General features: G+C 65.8%; 22 protein-coding genes and 1 pseudogene. 13 read left to right on the top strand and 10 right to left on the bottom strand.

What is annotated here, in order from left to right; genetic code table 11:
* Window positions 1-36 precede the first annotated feature (36 nt).
* The 6 genes from GO606_RS21770 to GO606_RS21795 form a co-directional block, all read right to left on the bottom strand.
* Entirely contained in the window at window positions 37-747 is a 711-nt protein-coding gene (locus GO606_RS21770) for an SDR family oxidoreductase (protein WP_169120444.1), read from the bottom strand.
* 93 nt (window positions 748-840) lie between these two features.
* Window positions 841-1,074 (bottom strand): DUF2789 domain-containing protein, encoded by a 234-nt coding sequence (locus tag GO606_RS21775; RefSeq protein ID WP_169120442.1) that lies wholly within the window; start codon window positions 1,072-1,074, stop codon window positions 841-843.
* 114 nt (window positions 1,075-1,188) lie between these two features.
* A complete protein-coding gene (clsB, locus tag GO606_RS21780; protein WP_169120440.1) occupies window positions 1,189-2,346 on the bottom strand; it encodes a cardiolipin synthase ClsB in 1,158 nt (385 codons plus the stop codon).
* Window positions 2,343-3,104, bottom strand: a complete 762-nt coding sequence (locus tag GO606_RS21785; protein ID WP_169120438.1) for an endonuclease/exonuclease/phosphatase family protein — start codon at window positions 3,102-3,104, stop codon at window positions 2,343-2,345. Before GO606_RS21785 ends, clsB begins: the two co-directional genes overlap by 4 nt.
* The gene (gene nadA, locus GO606_RS21790; RefSeq protein ID WP_169120450.1) at window positions 3,104-4,204 is read right to left on the bottom strand and encodes a quinolinate synthase NadA; all 1,101 of its coding nucleotides are present in this window, start codon (window positions 4,202-4,204) and stop codon (window positions 3,104-3,106) included. The genes GO606_RS21785 and nadA overlap by 1 nt, the downstream gene beginning before the upstream one ends.
* A gap of 98 nt (window positions 4,205-4,302) precedes the next feature.
* Window positions 4,303-4,755, bottom strand: a complete 453-nt coding sequence (locus tag GO606_RS21795) for a rhodanese-like domain-containing protein (protein WP_169120436.1) — start codon at window positions 4,753-4,755, stop codon at window positions 4,303-4,305.
* A 386-nt stretch (window positions 4,756-5,141) separates the two neighbouring features.
* Here GO606_RS21795 and glnA point away from each other — a divergent pair, with 386 nt between their 5' ends.
* The 12 genes and pseudogenes from glnA to GO606_RS21855 all read left to right on the top strand — a co-directional run bounded on the left by glnA (window position 5,142) and on the right by GO606_RS21855 (window position 15,382).
* The gene (gene glnA, locus GO606_RS21800) at window positions 5,142-6,551 is read left to right on the top strand and encodes a type I glutamate--ammonia ligase (protein WP_169120434.1); all 1,410 of its coding nucleotides are present in this window, start codon (window positions 5,142-5,144) and stop codon (window positions 6,549-6,551) included.
* A gap of 132 nt (window positions 6,552-6,683) precedes the next feature.
* Window positions 6,684-6,824, top strand: a pseudogene (locus GO606_RS21805) (DUF4124 domain-containing protein); the annotation flags it as partial.
* 133 nt (window positions 6,825-6,957) lie between these two features.
* Complete coding sequence (locus GO606_RS21810; protein ID WP_246979866.1) at window positions 6,958-7,158, top strand: hypothetical protein; 201 nt, start codon at window positions 6,958-6,960, stop codon at window positions 7,156-7,158.
* A 53-nt stretch (window positions 7,159-7,211) separates the two neighbouring features.
* Window positions 7,212-8,279 carry a nitrogen regulation protein NR(II) gene (gene glnL / locus GO606_RS21815; protein ID WP_169120272.1) on the top strand — a complete coding sequence of 356 codons (1,068 nt, stop codon included), beginning with the start codon at window positions 7,212-7,214 and terminating at the stop codon, window positions 8,277-8,279.
* 43 nt (window positions 8,280-8,322) lie between these two features.
* Entirely contained in the window at window positions 8,323-9,750 is a 1,428-nt protein-coding gene (ntrC, locus tag GO606_RS21820) for a nitrogen regulation protein NR(I) (protein WP_169120271.1), read from the top strand.
* A gap of 105 nt (window positions 9,751-9,855) precedes the next feature.
* Window positions 9,856-10,665 (top strand): biotin--[acetyl-CoA-carboxylase] ligase, encoded by an 810-nt coding sequence (locus tag GO606_RS21825; protein ID WP_169120270.1) that lies wholly within the window; start codon window positions 9,856-9,858, stop codon window positions 10,663-10,665.
* The gene (locus GO606_RS21830; RefSeq protein WP_169120269.1) at window positions 10,662-11,390 is read left to right on the top strand and encodes a type III pantothenate kinase; all 729 of its coding nucleotides are present in this window, start codon (window positions 10,662-10,664) and stop codon (window positions 11,388-11,390) included. The genes GO606_RS21825 and GO606_RS21830 overlap by 4 nt, the downstream gene beginning before the upstream one ends.
* A 55-nt stretch (window positions 11,391-11,445) precedes the next feature.
* Complete coding sequence (locus GO606_RS21835; protein WP_169120267.1) at window positions 11,446-12,813, top strand: TrpB-like pyridoxal phosphate-dependent enzyme; 1,368 nt, start codon at window positions 11,446-11,448, stop codon at window positions 12,811-12,813.
* 58 nt (window positions 12,814-12,871) lie between these two features.
* Entirely contained in the window at window positions 12,872-13,684 is an 813-nt protein-coding gene (locus GO606_RS21840) for an SPOR domain-containing protein (protein WP_169120265.1), read from the top strand.
* Window positions 13,681-14,298, top strand: coding sequence for a dephospho-CoA kinase (gene coaE, locus GO606_RS21845; protein WP_169120263.1), 618 nt, complete (start codon window positions 13,681-13,683; stop codon window positions 14,296-14,298). The genes GO606_RS21840 and coaE overlap by 4 nt, the downstream gene beginning before the upstream one ends.
* 116 nt (window positions 14,299-14,414) lie before the next feature.
* On the top strand, window positions 14,415-15,170 hold the full coding sequence (zapD, locus tag GO606_RS21850; RefSeq protein WP_169120261.1) for a cell division protein ZapD: 756 nt from the start codon (window positions 14,415-14,417) through the stop codon (window positions 15,168-15,170).
* Between the two features lie 14 nt (window positions 15,171-15,184).
* Window positions 15,185-15,382, top strand: a complete 198-nt coding sequence (locus GO606_RS21855; RefSeq protein WP_169120259.1) for a DNA gyrase inhibitor YacG — start codon at window positions 15,185-15,187, stop codon at window positions 15,380-15,382.
* Here the strand turns inward: GO606_RS21855 and GO606_RS21860 are convergent.
* Window positions 15,373-16,314 (bottom strand): Nudix family hydrolase, encoded by a 942-nt coding sequence (locus GO606_RS21860; RefSeq protein WP_169120257.1) that lies wholly within the window; start codon window positions 16,312-16,314, stop codon window positions 15,373-15,375. The genes GO606_RS21855 and GO606_RS21860 overlap by 10 nt on opposite strands.
* A 12-nt stretch (window positions 16,315-16,326) precedes the next feature.
* A complete protein-coding gene (locus GO606_RS21865) occupies window positions 16,327-17,187 on the bottom strand; it encodes an ATP-binding protein (protein WP_169120255.1) in 861 nt (286 codons plus the stop codon).
* 179 nt (window positions 17,188-17,366) lie between these two features.
* Here GO606_RS21865 and mltA point away from each other — a divergent pair, with 179 nt between their 5' ends.
* A complete protein-coding gene (gene mltA, locus GO606_RS21870) occupies window positions 17,367-18,620 on the top strand; it encodes a murein transglycosylase A (protein ID WP_246979863.1) in 1,254 nt (417 codons plus the stop codon).
* Window positions 18,621-18,672: 52 nt separating this feature from the next.
* Here the strand turns inward: mltA and GO606_RS21875 are convergent, their stop codons facing one another.
* Together GO606_RS21875 and GO606_RS21880 are read right to left on the bottom strand one after the other, a co-directional pair.
* Window positions 18,673-19,398 (bottom strand): DsbC family protein, encoded by a 726-nt coding sequence (locus tag GO606_RS21875; RefSeq protein WP_211166857.1) that lies wholly within the window; start codon window positions 19,396-19,398, stop codon window positions 18,673-18,675.
* Between the two features lie 15 nt (window positions 19,399-19,413).
* Complete coding sequence (locus GO606_RS21880; protein WP_169120820.1) at window positions 19,414-20,577, bottom strand: UbiH/UbiF family hydroxylase; 1,164 nt, start codon at window positions 20,575-20,577, stop codon at window positions 19,414-19,416.
* Window positions 20,578-20,823: the final 246 nt, after the last annotated feature.

The following is a 20,823-nucleotide window of genomic DNA, read 5'->3' on the forward strand; positions in this document are numbered from 1 at the left end:
CGGACATGACCGGCGACCTCGCGCGCGCACAAAGCCTCACCACGGGATCGGCTGCCGGTCGCGGAAGAAACCGCCGGTAGGTCCGTCGTCGGGCAGGGTCGCCAGCCACACGACGCTGTCGATGCCCTCTTCCGGCGAGCGCGGCGCTTCGGCACCGCCGAGGTCGGTGCGGCACCAGCCCGGACACACCGAATTCACCTTGATCCCGTACTCGGCCATTTCCGTTGCGAGGATGCGCGTCAGTGCGTTCAGGGCCGTTTTCGAGATGCGGTACGCAGGGGCTCCCGCCTCCATTTCAGCCAGTTGCCCCATCCCCGACGCGAGATTGACGACCCGCCCGGCGCGACTCGCGCGCATCAGCGGCAGCAGCGCCTGGGAGACGCGCAACGCGCCGAACAGGTTGGTCTCGAGCGTCGCGCGAAGCGTATCGATGGGCAGCTCGAGAATGCTTGTCGAATAACGGTCGAGGAGCACGCCGGCATTGTTGATCAGCACATCGACGCGACCGAAGCGTTCCATGATCCAGTCGCGCAGCGCGCCCGCGGACGCATCCTCGGTCACGTCGAGGCGGAAGGTTTCCAGCGAATGACCGCTCAGCTCCAGCTTCGAGCACAACGGCGCAAGATCGGCCGGATTGCGCGCCGTGGCAATCACCAGATGGCCTGGCATCGTTGCCAAGCGGTAGGCGGCAGCGCGGCCGAGCCCGCGGCTCGCGCCGCTGATGACCGAGATAATGCGGCTTTCCATGATCCGGCTCCTGCTTGCCGACGTCGATCGTCATTCGCTCCCGGCCGGCGCCCCGGCACCGGGCGCGCGCACGGCCAGGCGTCAGGACATCGCTCAGGAGCGCAGGCTCAGGTTGAGCTGATCGACGACCTCGGCCCAGTCCGCGTCGTCACCGATTTCCTCGCGCAGGAAAGCTGCCTGGGCAGGCGTCCAGAACGACGCATCGGCGAGCGCGACGTTTTCGGGGAGCGGTGAATGGCTTGCGATGAATCGTTCGATCGCCGCCTCGTCGGCGGGCAAGCCGAGCTGGGCGAACAGGTTGCTCATCGAGTGGGTCGGGAGTTCCATCGCAAACCTCCTTGTTGTCGGAGAAATCACTTCGCGCGGCGATCGCGACGAAGGGCTTCTCGGCTCTTTATAGAGTGCCTGCTCCCGCGCGAGTTCATGTCGGGCGGCGGGATCTCAATGTTTGCCGCCGTAGCCGGCCACCCCGATTGCCAGGCGCACCAGCTGGTACGAAATCCAGCTGGTCACGCGGCGCAGCGTCGGCAGCCGGCGCCAGTCCTCGCGGCGCAGTTCCCGCGCACCGCCGGCAATCGCCCGCTGGAGACTCGCATCGAGCTGGGTCGCGAAACAGACGTCGTCGATGACGACGTTGGCTTCGCGCGCGAGCAGCAGGCTGAACGGGTCGATGTTGCTCGAACCGACCGTCGCCCAGCGCCGATCGACGACCGCGACTTTCGCGTGGAGATGGCTGTGGTGATATTCGAACAGGTGGATGCCGCGCCCGAGAAAGAACGGATACAGCGCACGCGTCGCGTGGCACAGCATCGGGTGGTCGGACACGCCCTGCAGCAGCAGCGACACGCGCACGCCGCGCTCGGCGGCATCGACCAGCGCCTGGCGGAAACGCCGGCCGGGGAAAAAATACGCGCAGGCAATCAGCACCTCGGTGCGCGCGCTGCCGATCGCCTCGAGATAGGCATCCTCGATATCGCGCCGGCGCCGCAGGTTGTCGCGCGTGACGAACGCGGCGCGCACCGTCCCGGCAGGATCGGTCTTCGCCGGGACGAGCAACGGGTCGCGCAGCCTGCGACCGAGCCTCGCCCACGACACGAGCCGCCACAGGCGGTGCATCGACTCGAGTATCGGGCCGAGCAGCGGCCCTTCTACGCGCACCGCATAGTCGAAGCGCGGGCGTTCGAGCAGGCCGCTCTGCAGGTCGTCGACGATATTTATGCCGCCGACGAAGGCGACTGCCCCGTCGATGACGGCCAGCTTGCGATGCATGCGGCGCAGCCGGTGTCGGCGCAACGCCAGCGTGCGCAGCTCGCGGCGGTAGATCATCACCCCGACGCCGTCCGGAATCAGTTCGGACATCAGGGTCCGGACGAATTGGCGCCCGCCGAACCCGTCGACCAGCAGGCGTACCGCGACGCCGCGTACCGCGGCACGCCGAAGCGCGGCGGCGATCAGGCTGCCGGTCGCGTCGTTCTCGAAGATGTAGGTTTCGAGGAAGATTTCCTTCTGCGCGCCGTCGATCGCCTCTTGCAGTGCGGGGAAGAAGTCCCCGCCATTCTCCAGCAGCGTGATCGCGTTGCCGGGGAGAAACTCCGTCACCCGCCGAACTCCAGGTCCGCGGTGAGCGCGGCATGATCGGAAATTCGCGACCACGGCAGGCCGCAATGCACCTGCGCCTGGCGGACGCGGAAACCCCGCACATAGATCCGGTCGAGGCACAGCACCGGCACAGTGCTCGGGAAACTGCGCGCCGGTTCTCCCCGCCCGCGGTCGAACGCTTCGCGCAGGCCCAGCCTGCGGGCGAGCAACTGGTCGGCGCGGTTGCGCCAGTCGTTGAAATCGCCGGCGATGATCAGCGGCGCACCGTCGGGGGCGATCTGTTCCATGCGCTCGGCGAGCGCCCCCATCTGGCGCCGCCGGCTACCGGCCATCAGGCCCAGGTGCGCGCACACGCAATGCACCGGCTCGCCGATGCCCGGCACCTGCACTTCGCAGTGAAGCAGCCCGCGCCGCTCGAAGCGGTGGTCGGACACATCCTGGTTCGTCGAGGAGACGATCGGATAGCGGCTCAGGACCGCGTTGCCGTGATGCCCGTGGTCATACACCGCATTGCCGCCGTAGGCGAACTGGCTCCACACGTCCTCGGCCAGGAATTCGTGCTGCGGCGAGCCCGGCCAATTCGGATGGAGGTTCGCGTGCCCCAGGTGCAGGCCCTGCACTTCCTGCAGGAACACCACATCCACGTCGAGGCTGCGCAGGCGTTCGCGCAGTTCATGCACCACCATGCGGCGGTTGAACTGCGAGAATCCCTTGTGGATGTTGTAGGTGCAGACGCGCAGGGCCGGCACCGTGTCCATCACGACACCGACAGCATCCGGTCCAGCGCGACTTTCGCGAGCTGCGCTTCGTGCGCCGGCACCCGGATATGATTGACGACGTTGCCGTCGGCGAGGTTTTCGAGCGTCCAGGCGAGATGCTGCGGGTCGATGCGCTGCATCGTCGAGCACATGCACACCGTGGGCGCCATGAACTGGACGATCTTGCCTTCGGATTTGACTTCCCCGGCAAGACGGTCGACGAGGTTCAGCTCGGTGCCGACGAGCCAGCGCGTGTTCGGCGCGCCGGCCTTGATCGTGTTGATGATGTATTCGGTCGAACCGACGTAGTCGGAGTTGATGCAGACTTCGAGGCTGCTCTCGGGGTGCGAGATCACCAGGCCGTCCGGATGCTGCATGCGCCAGCGCCGGATATGGCTTTCCTGGAACATCTGGTGCACCGAGCAGTGCCCTTTCCACAGCAGGATCTTCGCGTTGCGGATCTGCTCCGGCGTCAGCCCGCCGTATTCGAGGTCCGGATCCCACACGACCATCTCGTCGAGCGCAATGCCTTTCTTGTAGCCGGTCCAGCGCCCGAGGTGCTGGTCGGGGAAGAACAGCACTTTCGGCCGCTGTGCGAACGCCCAGTCGAGGATCGTCGGTGCGTTCGTCGACGTGCACACGATGCCGCCGTGCTCGCCGCAGAAAGCTTTCAGGTCGGCCGCCGAATTGATGTAGGTGACCGGCGTGATGAGTTCATCCGGGGTGCCGAGCACTTCCGCCAGTTCGCGCCAGCAGCGCGTGACTTTCGCCAGGCTCGCCATGTCGGCCATCGAGCAGCCGGCGGCGAGGTCGGGGAGGATCGCCTTCTGGTGCGGCTGCGACATGATGTCGGCGACTTCGGCCATGAAATGCACGCCGCAGAACACGATGAATTCGGCATCGGTCTGCGACGCGAGACGCGACAGCTTCAGCGAGTCGCCGGTCAGATCCGCATGCTGGTAGACGTCGGCGCGCTGGTAGTGATGGCACAACAGCACGGCGCGATCACCAAGCCGCGCGCGGGCGGCGCGGATGCGGGCTTGCGCCTCGTCGTCCCGGAGCGTGTTGAAACGATCGAAACTGATGGGGGCAACTTGCATCATTCGGTATCTCTTTCGTATCTCAATCGGTAGCAATGTCATTCAGACCATGGCAACCCGCCGGGGTTGCCATGGACACCGTCAGGCTGCGGACCGGATCAGCTCTGCCGCCACGGCAGGCCGGCATGGCGCCAGCCGCCGATGCGGTTGCGCCGGCCGTTCGCATCCAGATCCCCCTCGAAACCTTCGAGGACGTTGTAGCACTCCGGATAACCCGCCTCGGTCGCTGCGCGCGCCGCCTTGTCGGAACGGCCGCCGGAGCGGCACATGAACATCACCAGCGCCTCGGGATCGACTTCACGCTTGAGCTGCGCGAGGAAGTGCGGATTCACCTGGTTCCCCGGATAGCTCAACCACTCGATCTCCACCGCACCGGGCACGCGGCCGACCCAGTCCCACTCGGCACGCGTACGGACATCGACGAGCCGCGCGCCCGGCGCCAGTTGCCAGACTTCGCATGCCTCGGCTGGCGTCAGCGCGCCCGCGTACGGCAAATTCAGCTCCTGCGCGCGGCGCCGCGCGAGCCCGAGCAGATCAGTCAGTTTCCCCATTGCCGTCATCCGGATAGATAAGTCGGAGAAGTATATCGCTCCGCTCGCAGACCACCCAACAGCAGGCGCGTTCCCGCTCCCCTTCCCGCAGCGGGAACAGGGAATATGCAGGCACCGCCATTTTACCAACGCCGCACCATGATGGTGCGCACGCGTCGCACAGCACCCCGATATGGTGCATCCGCGTGGCAAATTGCCTCACTCCCTGCGAGGGTCCCTGAGGCATTCCGATTCGTACGGCAATCGGGGTAACGCTCCAGCGCCGCCCTCTTGCCTTGTGGCACAATGCCGGACACGCCAAAACAGCATGGCACGGATGCTGCTTATTGCCGCGCAACGGAAGTTTCACCGTTAATCGCTATCGCCCGATCTGACCAGGAGTGAATATGAACGCCCAAGAAGTCATGAAGATGATCCAGGAGAACGAAGTTCGCTTCGTCGACCTGCGCTTTACGGATACCCGCGGCAAGGAGCACCACGTCGGCCTGCCCGTTTCGGCGTTCGAGGAAGACCATTTCGAGCACGGCCACCCGTTCGACGGCTCGTCGCTGGCGGGCTGGAAAGGCATCCAGGCTTCCGACATGATCCTGCTGCCGGAAGCAGGATCCGCATACATCGACCCGTTCTTCGACGAAACCACCATCGTGCTGACTTGCGATGTCATCGAGCCGTCCGACGGCAAGGGCTACGATCGCGACCCGCGCTCGATCGCAAAGCGCGCCGAGGCCTACCTGAAGAGCACCGGCATCGGCGACACCGCGTTCTTCGGCCCCGAACCCGAGTTCTTCATCTTCGACTCGGTCGAATGGTCGGTCGACATGTCGGGGGTCTACAGTAAGATCATCTCCGAAGAGGCCGCATGGTCGACGGCCGACAAGTTCGAAGGCGGCAACACCGGTCACCGCCCGCGCGTCAAGGGTGGCTACTTCCCGGTCCCGCCGGTCGACAGCCTCAACGACATCCGCGCCGCGATGGTGATTGCGCTCGAAGCGTGCGGCGTGCCGGTCGAAGTGCATCACCACGAAGTCGCGAACGCGGGCCAGTGCGAGATCGGCACCAAGTTCAGCACGCTGACCAAGCGCGCCGACTGGACCCAGGTCCTGAAGTACATCGTGCATAACGTCGCGCACCAATATGGCAAGACCGCCACCTTCATGCCGAAGCCGATCGTCGGCGACAACGGCTCGGGCATGCACGTGCACCAGTCGATCTGGAAGGACGGCCAGAACCTGTTCGCCGGCAATGGCTACGCCGGCCTGTCGGAGATTGCGCTGTACTACATCGGCGGCATCATCAAGCACGCCCGCGCCCTGAACGCGATCACCAACCCGGGCACCAACTCGTACAAGCGCCTGGTGCCGCACTACGAAGCGCCGACCAAGCTCGCCTACTCGGCGCGCAACCGCTCGGCCTCGATCCGCATCCCGTATGTCGCCAACCCGAAGGGCCGCCGCATCGAGGCGCGCTTCCCGGATCCGCTGGCGAACCCGTACCTGTGTTTCTCGGCGCTGATGATGGCCGGTCTCGACGGCATCCAGAACAAGATCCACCCGGGCGATCCGGCCGACAAGAACCTGTACGATCTGCCGCCGGAAGAAGATGCGAAGATCCCGACCGTCTGCACCAGCCTCGACCAAGCGCTCGAGTACCTCGACAAGGACCGCGAGTTCCTGACGCGCGGCGGCGTGTTCTCGAACGACTTCCTCGACGCGTACATCGCGCTCAAGGGCGAAGAAGTCGATCGCATGCGCATCACCACCCACCCGGTCGAGTTCGACATGTACTACAGCCTCTGATCTGCGCATTACCGGGTTCACGGCAGGGACGGGCATTGCCCGTCCCTTTTTTATGGGGTCTAATCGCCGCCATCCGCCGGTGATCTTCCCGCCCGGCCCATGCCTCTCCCAAGGGATCTCCTGCCCGCCCTCATGCTTGACATCCGCATTTTCCCCGCCGTCCTGATCCTGACCGCCGCCGCGCCCGCGCAAGCGAGCGTCTATAAATGCATCGACAGCAGCGGCAGCGTCACCTACACCAATGACAGCACCTTCGCCCGCGGCTGCAAGGAACTGAGCGAAGACCAGCCCGTCTCGTCGATCCCCGCCCCGCCCCGCGCCCGCCGCGCAGCCGCGCGCGACGCCCAACGATTTCCCGCGCGTCGCCCCCGGAAGCGCGCGCGCCCGGGACGACACCCGGCGGCAGGTGCTGGAGAAGGAACTCCTCGCCGAGGAAACGGCGCTCGCCGAAGCCCGGAAAGCGCTCGCCGAGCAGGAGGCGATCCGGCTCGGGAACGAGCGCAACTACCAGAAGGTGCTCGACCGGCTGCAGCCCTACAAGGACAAGGTCGAACTCCATCAGCGCAACGTCGATGCCCTGAAAAAGGAAATCGCCAGCCTCAAATAGTGAAGGGTCTGGCGCGTTTTTTGCGAGACCTCATCGGACTCCCCTGGACGCTTATGCCCGACCTACATCGCCCCTCGAACACCGGCCCGTTCGCCGGCCTGGATCTGCTGTCTTCGGCGATCGTCCTCGTCGACGCCGATCTTGTCATCCGCTACCTCAACCCAGGTGCCGAGAACCTCTTCGAAGTCAGCCAGCGCCGCCTGCTCGGACAGCCGTTATCGACGCTGCTCGGCGAACCGTCCGGGCTGACCGCTGCACTGCAGAATGCGCTGCACAAGAACTGGAGCTACACGGGCCAGAACCTGAAGATCGCACGCTCCGACTCGGAGCCGCTCCACCTCGATTGCACTGTCAGCCCGGCCGAAGCCGTCGGCGTTCGCCTGCTGCTCGAGTTCCGCCCGATCGACGCCCAGCTGCGCGTCGCCCGCGAAGAGCAGCTCCTGCAGCAGCAACAGGCGAGCCGCGAACTGATCCGCAACCTCGCGCACGAGATCAAGAACCCGCTCGGCGGCATCCGCGGCTCGGCGCAGCTGCTCGAACGCGAGCTGGCGGACCCGCAGCTGCGCGAATACACCGAAGTCATCATCGCCGAGGCCGACCGGCTGCAGGACCTGATGAGCCGCCTGCTGACCTCGCACTGCATGATGCGGCCCGGGCAGCTCAACATCCACGACGTGCTCGAACGCGTACGGCGACTGATTCTCGCCGAGTTTCCCAAACTCGCGGTGCGGCGCGACTACGACACCAGCCTGCCGGAATTCACCGCCGACCGCGAACAGCTGATCCAGGCAATCCTCAACATCGTTCGCAACGCCGCCCAAGCGATGGAAGGCCGCGGCGAAATCCGGCTGCGCACCCGCATCGCCCGGCAGGTCACGCTGGCGAAGCGTCGCTTCAAACTGGCACTGGAATTGCAAGTGATCGACAACGGCCCCGGCATTCCGGAAGAGATCCGCGACAAGATCTTCTATCCACTGGTCTCGGGGCGGGAAGGAGGGAGCGGACTGGGCCTGTCGCTGGCCCAGAGCTTCATTGAGCAGCATCAGGGGATGATCGAGGTCGACAGCCGTCCCGGGCGGACCTGCTTCACCATCCTGCTGCCGATTACCGACCGTGCGTGAGGATTACGATCAGGCGCGGTCGCACCAAAAAAGTGCATAACTGATGAACACCGTCTGGATCGTAGATGATGACCGCTCCATCCGCTGGGTGATCGAAAAAGCCCTCAGCCGCGAAAACATTTCGTACCGCAGCTTTGCCTCGGCAAGCGAAGCGCTCACGGCGCTGGAAACCGCCCCCGAGCCACCGAAGGTGCTGGTTTCGGACATTCGCATGCCGGGCGAATCGGGGCTCGGGCTGCTGCAGCGCGCCAAGACCCTGTATCCGCAGCTGCCGGTCATCATCATGACCGCTTATTCCGACCTGGAAAGCGCGGTCTCGGCGTTCCAGGGCGGAGCGTTCGAATATCTGCCCAAGCCGTTCGACGTCGACCAGGCAGTGGCCCTCGTGCAGCGCGCGATCGCCCAGAACGCGCACCAACAGGGCGCCCAGGAGGAGGCGACCGTCGCGCCCGAGATTCTCGGCCAGGCACCTTCGATGCAGGAAGTTTTTCGCGCGATCGGCCGCCTCGCGCAGTCGCACGCGACGGTGCTGATCAATGGCGAATCGGGCACCGGCAAGGAACTCGTCGCGCGCGCGCTGCACCGCCACAGCCCGCGCCGCGACGCTCCGTTCATCGCGATCAACACTGCGGCGATCCCGCGCGATCTGCTCGAATCGGAGCTTTTCGGCCATGAGCGCGGCGCCTTCACCGGCGCCGCCACGCAACGCCGCGGGCGTTTCGAACAGGCCGACGGCGGCACGCTCTTCCTCGACGAGATCGGCGACATGCCCGCCGAACTGCAGACCCGCCTGCTGCGAGTGCTGTCGGACAACCATTTCTACCGCGTCGGCGGACACCAGCCGGTCCGCGCCAACGTGCGCGTCATCGCCGCGACCCACCAGCACCTCGAAGACCGCGTGCGACAGGGGCTGTTTCGCGAGGATCTGTTCCACCGCCTCAACGTGATCCGCCTGCGTCTGCCGCCGATGCGCGAGCGCCGCGAAGACATCCCCATTCTGGTGCGTCATTTCCTGCAGAAAAGTGCACAGGATCTCGGCGTCGAGCCCAAGCGCATTTCCGAACCGGCGCTGAAGTACCTGCAGGCCCTGCCTTTCCCCGGCAACGTCCGGCAACTCGAGAACCTGTGCCACTGGCTGACGGTGATGGCGCCGGGACAGACGATCGAAGTCGCCGACCTGCCGCCCGAAATGCGCGACCGGCCCGACCGCGAGATGCCCGTCGCCTGGGTCGATGGACTCGCCGTCGAGGCGGACCGCCTGATCGCGACTTCCCCCGGCGAGGTGTTCGACCGCCTGACACGCGAATTCGAACGCACCCTGATCCGCCGCGCCCTGACGGCCACCGGCGGGCGGCGCATCGACGCGGCGCTGCTGCTCGGCATTGGCCGGAACACGATCACGCGCAAGATCCAGGAACTCGGCATGGAGGACAACCGGCATCCGCCGGCCGGCGAAGACGCGCCCAGCTGACGCGCGGTTGACGAAGAACTCGCGCGCGACTGCGCACCACGCTCGTGCGCGACCGCCCAATATCGGATAATGCCGGCTTTCACCCACGACACGGGAAAAACCGGCTTGACTGCCCCGACCACCGAACCGCCCTTCACTGCCGCAGCGATTGCCGCATCGCTCGGAACGCTCGCGACCGCGTTCGACGTGCGGCTGCTGGCCGAATGCGCCTCGACGAACAGCGAACTCATCGATGCGCCCCCCGCCGACGACGGTCGGATCGCCATCGTCGTCACGGATCGCCAGACGGCCGGCCGCGGTCGGCGCGGGCGGCTGTGGCAATCCTGGTCCGGCGGCAGCCTGACCTTCTCGGCGCTGTGGCGCTTTCAGCCGGGCGCGCCGGTCCCTGCCGGACTGTCGCTGGTGGTCGGTCTTGCCGTCGTCCGGGCGCTCGAGAAGCTCGGCGTCGAGGGGCTGCAGCTGAAGTGGCCGAACGACGTGCTGGTGCATGGCGACAAGCTCGCCGGCATTCTCGTCGAACTGCTGCCCGGCCGCGGCCGCACCCCGGCAGCGGTTGTCGGAATCGGTCTGAACCTGCGGCTGCCCGCCGGCGCATCGATCCCCGATCAGCCGGGCGTCACCGATCTTGCCGCGCACCTCGCCGAGTTGCCCGATCGCAGCGCGCTGCTCGCTTCGCTGCTCGCCGAATTGCACGCGCTGTTCGAGACTTACGCTGCGGCCGGCTTCCCGGCGCTGCGCGGCGCCTGGCAGCAACGCAACGCGTTCGCCGACCTGCCGGTGCGCGTCAGTGGCGAGGGCCGCGAACTTGACGGCATCTGCGCAGGCGTCGACGAAGACGGCGCGCTGCTGATCCGCGGCGACGACGGGCTGGTGCGCATCCTCTCCGGCGAGGTGTCGCTGCGAGTGCGCCGGTGATCCTGCTGATCGACGCGGGCAACACCCGCATCAAGTGGGGCGTGATCCGGGGAGAGGCCTGGATCGGCGAAGGCGCGCTCGCCCATGCCGAAGTCGCGGCGCTGGGCGACATCGCGGCGGCTCATCCGGGTCTGCGCCGGATCGTCGGCACGAACGTCGCCGGCCCCGCCGTTGCCGCCGCAATCGCTGCCGCATTGCGCGGTGTCGGTATCGCGCCGCAGTGGGTCCATGCATCGGCGGAACGCTGCGGCGTGCGCAACCGTTACGACAATCCCGCACAGCTCGGCGCCGACCGGTGGGTCGCGCTGCTCGGCGCCCGCGCGCTGCACGGCGCGGCCTGCCTGGTCGTCAACGCCGGCACGGCGACGACTGTCGACATCCTCGCCGCGTCGGGCGACTTCGACGGCGGAATCATCCTGCCGGGGGAAGACCTGATGCGCCGCGCCCTCGCCGGCAACACCGCCCAGCTGCCGTTTGCCGAAGGGTGCTACGTCGGTGCACCGCGCAATACGGCCGACGCGATCGTTTCCGGCTGCCGCAACGCGCAGGCCGGAGCAATCGAACGCATGTTCCGCCAGATCGCGCACCTGCCCGGCGCCCGCTGCCTGCTCAGCGGAGGCGCCGCGCCGCAGCTCGAAGAACTGCTCGGCATCCCTTTTTCGCGCGTCGACAATCTCGTCCTGAAAGGGCTCGCAGTCGTCGCGCGCGAGGATGCAGCCGCATGAACGCCCCTCGCAACAATCCGATATTCCCTTCTGTGCATTCAACGGAGCAGACAACGTGACCGAACCGACCCGCATCCTGCTGGAAGAAAACGAGATCCCGACGCACTGGTACAACGTCGTCGCGGACATGCCGAACGCGCCGGCACCATCGCTCGGTCCGGACGGCAAGCCGGTCAGCCCGGAGCAGATGATGGCGATCTTCCCGGCGCAGATCCTCGAGCAGGAGATGAGCGCCGCACGCTGGATTCCGATCCCCGACGAAGTGCGCGAGATCTACAAGATCTGGCGTCCCAGCCCGTTGATGCGGGCGGTGCGGCTCGAACGGGCACTCGGCACTCCGGCGAAGATCTTCTTCAAGAACGAAGGCGTTTCCCCGGCAGGCTCGCACAAGCCGAACTCGGCGGTGCCGCAGGCCTTTTACAACAAGCAGGCCGGGATCAAGCGCCTGGCGACCGAAACCGGCGCGGGCCAGTGGGGTTCGTCGATCGCCTTCGCCGGGCAGATGTTCGGCCTCGAAGTGCGCGTCTACATGGTGAAGGTCAGCTATCACCAGAAACCGTACCGCCGGCTGATGATGCAGACGTGGGGCGCCGAGGTGTTCGCCAGCCCGTCCGAGCTGACGCAGACCGGGCGCGACGCCCTTGCGAAGGATCCGGACAACCAGGGCTCGCTCGGCCTCGCGATCTCGGAAGCGGTCGAGGAAGCCGCCGGCCGCGCCGACACGAACTACACGCTCGGCTCGGTGCTCAACCACGTGCTGCTGCACCAGAGCATCATCGGCCTCGAAGCAAAAAAGCAGTTCGACAAGATCGGCCTCTATCCTGATGTCGTCCTCGGCCCGTGCGGCGGCGGTTCGAGCTTCGGCGGCATCGCGTTCCCGTTCCTCGCCGACAAGGCGGCCGGCGACAAGCGCGCGCAGAATCTGCGCTGCGTCGCGGTCGAGCCGAATTCCTGCCCGACGCTGACGAAAGGCCAGTATGCCTACGACTTCGGCGACGCGTCCGGCTTCACGCCGATGATGAAGATGTACACGCTGGGCCACGATTTCATGCCCCCGGGCATTCACGCCGGAGGCTTGCGCTACCACGGCGACTCGCCGCTGGTCTCGCAGCTCTACCACGAAGGGCTGCTCGAAGCCGTCGCCGTGCCCCAGCTCGCGACCTTCGAAGCCGGCGTGCTGTTCGCGCGCACCGAAGGCATCATTCCCGCGCCGGAGTCGTGCCACGCCATTCGCGCCGCGATCGACGAAGCGATCAAGTGCAAGGAAACCGGCGAACCCAAGACGATCCTGTTCAATCTGACGGGCCACGGTCACTTCGACATGAGTTCCTACGACCGCTATTTCTCCGGCCAGCTCGAAAACTACGACTATCCGGCCGAAGCGGTCGCAGCGTCGCTTGCGCACCTGCCGAAATTCGGCTGAACAGGGCGGCGAGCGATGACTTCGCGGGCACTCCGGTAAGCTTGCAGCCATGCCCGCAATGCGCCTGATTTTCGTCGTCCTGATCCTGTTGAACCTGCTCGCCTTCGCCTCGACGCGAGGCTGGCTCGGCACCGCCGCGCCCGACGGCGAACCCGAGCGGCTCAGCAACCAGCTCAACCCCGGCCGCATCATCCTGCACCCGCTGCAGCCGGCAAGCGATGGCGCGGGGGCGAATGCGGCCGAAGCCGAGCCGGCGGTCCCCGCGCCAGCCATCCCGCCACTCACCGCACCGGCCGCCGAATCCTCACCGGCCGCCGAATCCTCACCGGCCGAATTCTCACCGGCCAAATCCCCGCTCGCCCCCGATCAAACCGCACAGCCCGATGTTGCATCAGCCTTGGTGGAAACGCCCGTCGAACCGCTGGCGTGCGTCGCCTATCGCGGTCTCGCGGCAAGCCAGGCCGATGCGCTCACCGCTGAGGCGCAAGCGGTTACCGGGCTGCAAATCGACCGCACCACAACCAGTGCTCCGAGCGCATGGTGGGTGCGCATCCCTCCCGAAGGCGGCCGCGACGGCGCCGAACGCAAGGTGGCCGAGTTGCGCACGCTCGGCATCCGCGATTACTTCATCGTTTCTGACGCCGGGCCAAACCAGTTCGCGGTTTCGCTCGGCATCTTCAAGAGCGAAGCCAAAGCGCAGCAGCATCTCGCCTTTCTTCGCACCCGGCATGTGCGGGGGGCCGCCGTGACGGCGCGCAACGCCGCCGTCTACCGCATCGAGATACGCGGCCCTGCGGACGCACTCGCAACTTTCGACAACTCCCGCGGCGCCGCTCAGGCTGGCGCCGCCAAGACCGGATGCAATCCATGAATTCTCATCACTTCCTGGTCGGCCTGACCGGGGGCATCGGCAGCGGCAAGAGCGCAGCCGCGGATCGTCTCGCCGAACTCGGCGCTGCGGTGATCGACACCGACCTGATTGCCCACGCGCTCACCGCGCCCGGCGGCGCCGCCATCGAACCGATCCGCGAGGCATTCGGCAACGACGTGATCACCGCAGATGGCGCGCTCGACCGCAAGGCGATGCGCGATCTCGCCTTCAGCGACCCGCAGGCACGCCGCCAACTCGAAGCGATCATCCATCCGGCAATCCGCGCCGAGAGCGATCGCCAGATTCGCGAGGCGTGCGGCCCGTACGCCGTTCTCGTCGTGCCGCTGCTGATCGAATCGAACTCGTACCGCGAACGATACGACCGCATCTGCGTCGTGGACTGCCCGGTCGACGTGCAGATCGCCCGCGTCATGACCCGCAGCCATCTGCCCGAAGACCAGGTTCGCGCGATCATCGCTGTCCAGTCGAGCCGTGAAGAAAAGCTCGCCGCGGCGGACGATGTGGTCGACAACAGCGGCGACCTCGCGTCGCTTTACGCGCAGGTCGACCGCCTGCACGCCCGGTATCTCGCCGCCGCGGGGGCGACAAGCTGACAACCGCTGCATTTCGCTCCCGATGCGAAACAATCCGGCCCGACGGCCGGGGTTTGGGCGCTGTGCTATCATCCGGCGCTCCAGCCGGGAGACCCTGGCTTTGTGGGCGCAACCCGGTGATTAGCTACGAATATCCTCTGAACGAGCGTATCCGGACGCTACTGCGCCTCGAGGACTTGTACGCCAAGATTGTCCATTTCCTGAGCGGCGACGCGCCGCAGGACCATCACGTCGCGCTGCTCACGCTGTTCGAGGTGATCGAAGTCGCCGGGCGCGCTGACCTGAAGGTGGACCTGGTGCAGGAACTGGAGCGCCAGCGGCAGATCCTGATCTCCTTTCGTCACAACCCGGAGATTTCGGAACAGGCGCTGTCGGGCGCGCTGTACGAGATCGAGCAGGCGTCGTCGTCGCTGCTCGCTATGGCGGGAAAAATCGGGCAGTACCTGCGCGAAAACGAGTGGCTGATGGCGATCCGCAGTCGCGCGTCGATCCCGGGTGGCGTTTGCCAGTTCGACCTCCCGTCGTATCATTACTGGCTCAACCGCAACCCCGAGCAGCGCCGCAGCGATCTGGAAGGCTGGCTGCGCCCGATGATCCCGATTCGCGAAGGCCTCACGATCGTGCTTCGTCTGCTGCGCGCAAGCGCCCAACCTGAAACGCAGCTTGCGCGCGGCGGCACGTATCAGCTGACGATGGGGGGGCGCGGCGCGCAGATGCTGCAGTTGCGGCTCGCGCCCGTGGAAGCGGTGGTGCCCGAGATCAGCGCCAACAAATATGCGCTCAATGTCCGCTTCATGCTGTCCGAGACGGTGGTCCGCCCGCGGCTGGCTGAGCGCGACATTCCGTTTGAAATCACCTTTTGCAGTCTCTGACTGCCCTGCGAAACATGGCCAAGGTGCGAATCGTCAGCTGCCCGCAATGCGGCGCGAAGGTAAAGTGGTCGGCCGACAATCCTTTTCGTCCGTTCTGCTCCGAGCGCTGCAAGCAGATCGATCTCGGCGCATGGGCGTCGGAGAATTACCGCGTGCCGGCCTCGACGCCCCCCGATAATGACGATCCCCCGGATCCCTCCCGTCAGGACTGAAACCAGGTGCCTCGAATCGCCGCAATGCCGTGTGCAGCGGCGCGACGGGCGGCGTCCATGTCGCCCTCCACGAGCCCGCCCAGGGCGAACACCGGAATCGGCAGGTCGCGGACCAGCTCTGCAAAAGCGTCCCACCCCAGCGCCTCGCGCTCCGGGTGCGTGAGCGTCGGCCGCACCGCACCGAGCAGCGCGTAGTCCAGCCCCAGTTCAGCGGCTCGTTCGAGTTCCGCGCGGCAATGACACGATGCGCCAACCCACTCGAAATCGGGGCGCACTGTCACCCACGCGAGTTCGGCCGCCGGAAGATGCACGCCGTCGACGCCGAGTTCGTGCGCGAGTCCGCAGTCCTGATTGATCACCACGAGCGCGCCGTATTCCCGCGCGCGACGGATCACTGCGCCCGTAAACGACGCCAGTTCGCCGCGCGGCATGCCGGGCTCGCGAACTTGCACCAGCCGCAGGCCGCGCTCGAGCGCGGCATCGAGACGGGCAAGCTGCGCCTCGGTGCCGATGTCAGCCGCGTGCGTGATCCCCATCCACCGCGGCAAGCGCAGCGCCTTCAGGATCGGACCGTTCGCCGGCAGCATTGGGCCCACCCCAGGCCGGTCGGCATGCTCCCACGACAACGCGCTGTGCACGTGGTCGTTGATCTCGCCGTCCCAGCCCGTGACCTCGAAGAAATGCAGGCGCACGTGCGCGTGCTCGTACCGATGCTCGCGCGTGACCCACGGCCGGATCGACGTCACGCGGATCCCGAGTTCCTCGTCGAGCTCGCGGATCAGCGCCTGCTCTGCGGTTTCGCCCGCCTCGACCTTTCCTCCCGGAAATTCCCAGTAACCCGGATAGAACGTGCCGGGGGCGCGCTGCCCCAGCAGAAAACTCCCGTCGGGCCGCGTGATCACACCGGCCGCAACCTCCACCCGCTTTTTCATCGATGATTTCCGCTATTCGAAGCGCCCGGCGTGGTCGCGGGCGAACTGCCAGGCGACGCGGCCCGAACGCGAGCCGCGCAGCAACGCCCACTGCAAGGCTTCCTGGCGCGCATTTCCGATTGCCTCGCGATCCAGACCGAATTCCTCGAGCCAGTGCGCGACGATCGCCAGATACTCGTCCTGGCTGAACGGGTAGAACGAAATCCACAGCCCGAAGCGTTCGGACAGCGAGATTTTCTCCTCGACCGCCTCGCCGGGATGCACTTCGCCATCGACATGCCGCGCCTGGAGGTTTTCGTCGTGGTATTCGGGCATCAGATGCCGTCGATTGGACGTTGCATAGATCAGCGCATTGTCCGGCACCGCCGCAACGGAACCGTCGAGCACGCTCTTCAGCGCCTTGTAGGCCGGCTCGGCCTCTTCGAACGACAGGTCGTCGCAGAACAGGATGAACCGCTCCGGCCGGCCCGCGATCAGTTCGACGATGTCCGGAAGATCCATCAGGTCCTCCTTGTCGACCTCGATCAGCCGCAGCCCGCGATCCGCATACGCATTCAGCAGCGCTTTCACCAGCGACGACTTGCCGGTGCCGCGCGCGCCGGTCAGCAGCACGTTGTTGGCGTGCCGCCCGTCAAGGAACTGGCGCGTGTTCCGGTCGATGCGGGCCTTCTGGTCGTCGACGTCGCACAAGTCGGCGAGCCGGATCCCGTGAGGGCGCATGACGGGCTGCAGGCCGGGACGAGCGTTTCGCCTGCGCCACAGAAACGCCGTCGCAGCCGACCAGTCGGGCGCAAGTGCCGGGCCCGGCAGCAGCTGCTCGAGCCGGTCGATCAGCTGTTCGGCACGCGCCAGCAGCTTGGCAACATCATTCATCGCGATCCTCACTCGGACGGTTACTGCGTTTCGGCCAAGTCGCCCAGACGATGATGAGCAACAGCGCCAGCGCAACCCCCGCTTCCAGAAAAATCACCCACATCCTGCTCTCCTGCCCGAACCGGGTTGTCGGCCCGGTATACTTGCCGGCTCGGCCGCAAGTCTACCTGATCCCGCCCATGAAACGACGCGCCTCACTTTCCCCGCTCCGTGCTCTGCTGGCCGTTGCGACGCTGGGCCTGCTTTCCGCATGCGGAACGCGGCCACCCTCGATGACGACGCCCTCCGGACCGCCGCCAGCCGTGCGCACGTGCCCGCCCGCCCAGGCATGCCCCGCCTGCCCGGCCTGTCCCGCGGCGCCCGCGGCGGCACCACCGCCCGCTCCGGCCGAACCTCTGCAGCGGATCGACTGGAGCGAACTCCCCGGCTGGCGCGAAGACGACCATGCCGGCGCCTGGCCGGCGTTGCGCGAGTCATGCAACGCGATCGCGCAGCAGCCACGATGGCAGGCGATGTGCGAGGCAGCCCGGGCGCTCGGCGGCACTCCGCCTGCCGCGTCGGTTCGTCGCTTCCTCGAAGCCCACCTCGAACCTTGGGCGGTCCTAAATTCCGACGCAACGCGAAACGGTCTCATCACCGGCTATTACGAACCGCTGATCAAGGGCAGCCGCACCCCTTCCGAACATTATCCATGGCCCATCCATGGCATTCCGCACGACATGCTGACGGTCGATTTCGGTGACCTGTATCCGGACCTGAAGAATCTTCGCCTGCGCGGGAGGATCGTCGGCAACAAAGTCGTCCCCTACTGGACCCGTGCCGATATCGAGCGCATGCAGGACCGCGCGCCCGCCCCGACACTGCTCTGGGCAGCCGATCCGATTGACCTGTTTTTCCTGCAGGTACAAGGGTCCGGGCGGGTGGAACTGCCCGACGGGACCAAAGTGCGCATCGGCTATGCAGACCAAAACGGTCATCCGTACCAGTCGATCGGACGTTGGCTCGTCGCCCAGGGTGAGCTGCCGATCGAGAAGGCCTCGATGGAGGGCATCAAGAACTGGGCGCGCGCAAACCCGCAACGCCTGTCGGAACTGCTGAACACCAACCCGAGCTATGTCTTCTTTCGCGAATTGCCGGCCCGCGGGGGAGGGCCGATCGGCGCGCTGGGAGTTCCGCTGACCGACGAGCGCAGCGTCGCAGTCGATCCGCGCACCATTCCGCTCGGCGCGCCGGTGTACCTTTCGACGACCTGGCCGCTATCGGACCGCCCCCTGCAGCGACTGATGTTCGCCCAGGACACCGGGGGGGCGATCAAGGGGGCCGTGCGCGCGGACTTTTTCTGGGGCTTCGGACCGGAGGCGGGAGTGCAGGCCGGCCGGATGCGCCAACAAGGACAATTGTGGGTGCTGCTGCCGCGAAGCTCCCGACCTTGAACCAGGCATTGCATGCAGCGTCGAAACATTCCGCGCTGCGGGCAATTTCCCCTTACTTCTTCCCGACTTCCAGCAGTGCCTGCTCCAGCTCTGCCGCCGGGAGATAGCCGCCCAGCCGCCGTCCGTCGGCAAGGAACATTGTCGGCGTTCCATTGATCCTGAGTTTCTGCCCGAGCGTGACGTTGCGCTCGACGACGGAACTGTCGCAGCTCGCCGACGCCGGCACTTTCGCATTCAGGATCCAGTCGCTCCATGCCTTCGCCCGATCCTCGGCGCACCAGATATGGCGTGATTTCTCGGTGGAATCCGGACTCAGGATCGGATACAGGAAGGTATAGACGGTGACGTCCTTCAGTTGCGCCAGTTCCTTGCCGAGACGCTTGCAGTACCCGCAATTCGGATCTTCGAACGAGACGATGACGCGCTTGCCGTTTCCCTTTACCTGCTTGATCGCCTGGTCGAGCGGAAGCGTGCCGAAGTCGATCGCCGAAAGCTGCGTCATCCGTGCCTGAGTGACATCGCGCCGCGTCTTGGTGTCGATCACCCTGCCGTCGATCAGGAAGCTCACCTTTTCGTCCGTATAGACGATTTCTCCGCTCTTCAGAACGACCTCGTAGAGCCCGCCGTACGGCATCCTGGCCACCGACTCGACGACCGGGGAGCCGACAAATCCTTCCACGGCCTTGCGCACGCTCCCTTCGTCGGCGTGGGCGAGGCCCAGCGACGCCATGCCAACAAAAGCGGCCACCAGGGCCGGACGAAGTGCACATTCGAACATCGGTATCTCCAGAAATCAGAATCGTCCGCCGGCGGCATACCGCACCAGCGCGTGTCGTACGACCGGCAGCCGGTCGGTGAGGTTCATTCCCACGTTGCGTAGCACCACCAGTACCGGGTTCGCTGTTCCGAACAGGCGATTCAACGCGTGAGTCGTGTATTGAAGCAGAAACGGCTCTTCAGCCCGTTGACGTGCATACGAGCGAAGGAGGGAAATTTCACCGGGATCCCGCCACTGCGGCAACCCGTTCAGCAGGTTCGCGAGCGCCCGGGCGTCCTTGAACCCCAGATTGATGCCGTGCCCCGAAAGAGGATGGATGGCATGTGCCGCATCACCGATGACAGCGATCCTGGGTTTCACGGCCGTATCAACCCGCATCAGGCGAAGCGGAAATCCGGCAGCGGGGGTTTCGAGTTCGAAGCCCCCCAACTCACGGCCTGCCGCATCGGCAACCCGTCGACACAACAAGTCGGCGTCGAGATCGAGCAGTTCCTGTGCGTACTCGGCGCGGGCGGACCAGACCATCGACACCATTTGCCCCGGCAACGGGAGCAACGCGAGAGTTCCGTCCGGTCGGAACCACTGATACGCCACGTTGCGGTGCGCGCGCTCGCAGCGAAAATTCGCGACGACACCGACCTCATCATACGGGGTGAAAACCGCTGCAATGCCTGCTTGCTGGCGAACCCACGAATTGACCCCGTCCGCGCCGACCAGGAGGCGCGCATGCGCCTGTTTGCCGTCGGAGAGTCCGACACTCACAGAAGCGGCATCCTGCGAGAGGCTGACCGGGGATATGCCGCAGAGCAGCGTCACATTGTGCTGCCGGCGCATCGTCTCCCACAACTCGCGGTGAAGACGTCCCGACTCGACGATCCATGCGAGTTCCCGCAGCCCGCTTTCATATGCCGAAAATTCGAGGCTGCCACCTGCGTCCCCTCGTATCGACATCGCGTGCACGGGATTGATGCGCGAAGCATCGAGATGCTGCCATGCTCCGATTTCCCGAAGGAAATCCGCGTTCTCCGGACTGACCGCATAGATCCGCGAATCCCAGCCCGGAACATCGGCCGGAAGATGCGTCTCGACTACAGCGATCCGCAGACGGCTCGCGCGCAGCGCAACGGCCAGGCTAGCACCGGCGAGCCCTCCTCCGACAATGGTCAGATCGAAATCCATGGATCCCGGCTTTTCGGAAAGAACGTGATTCTGCCGCAAGGCGATCGACAAGTCACGCCTGCGCCAGCTCGCGGAGCGAAAGCAGAGTGCCCACGTCCTCCACGGGAAATCCAGCATGACGATGCGCTTACGCCCGAGTGGCGGGAGTGCGATTTTCAGCGTCTGCGCTCAACAAAGCAAAAAAGCCGCTTTCCGGGTGGGGAAAGCGGCTTTTCGGCGCAAGGGGTAGTCTGACGATGACCTACT

The sequence above is a fragment of the Aromatoleum anaerobium genome (assembly GCF_012910705.2).
GTDB classification, from domain to species: Bacteria; Pseudomonadota; Gammaproteobacteria; order Burkholderiales; family Rhodocyclaceae; genus Aromatoleum; species Aromatoleum anaerobium.